Raw genomic sequence first — 325 nt, 5'->3', positions numbered from 1 at the left:
GCGGCTCGCGCCAAGTCGGCCGAACGCTATCAGGCTTTCGTCACGGCCCTGGGCAGGCGTCTGGCCAAGGGACCGAAACTGCGGCAGGAGATATCGGAGGATATCGATCGAGTTGACGACAAGGCAATGCCGTCCCCAGCCGGAAGTTAGGCTCTTGTTCGCGCAGTTGCTCATCGGCCTGACGGCGAGTTCCACGGGTGCCGGACATTTCCGGCTGCCGTTTGCCCGCCAGTGGCACCTAACCGGCGGGAGCGTAGCGGTTGGTGTCCCAACACAGCTTAATCTGCCACTTGCCCGAGAAAGCGACTGAACGGCACGATGCGAT

Annotated in this window: 1 pseudogene; it reads left to right on the top strand. The window is 62.5% G+C overall.

Annotated features, from left to right (window positions below):
* Window positions 1-150, top strand: a pseudogene (locus EN862_RS37260) (CopG family transcriptional regulator); the annotation flags it as partial.
* Between the last annotated feature and the right edge of the window lie 175 nt (window positions 151-325).

This window comes from Mesorhizobium sp. M2E.F.Ca.ET.219.01.1.1 (assembly GCF_004016445.2).
In the GTDB taxonomy this organism is placed as follows: domain Bacteria; phylum Pseudomonadota; class Alphaproteobacteria; order Rhizobiales; family Rhizobiaceae; genus Mesorhizobium.
Note: the sequence above shows the minus strand (reverse complement) of the source record. Positions and strands in the feature narration are given on the sequence as shown.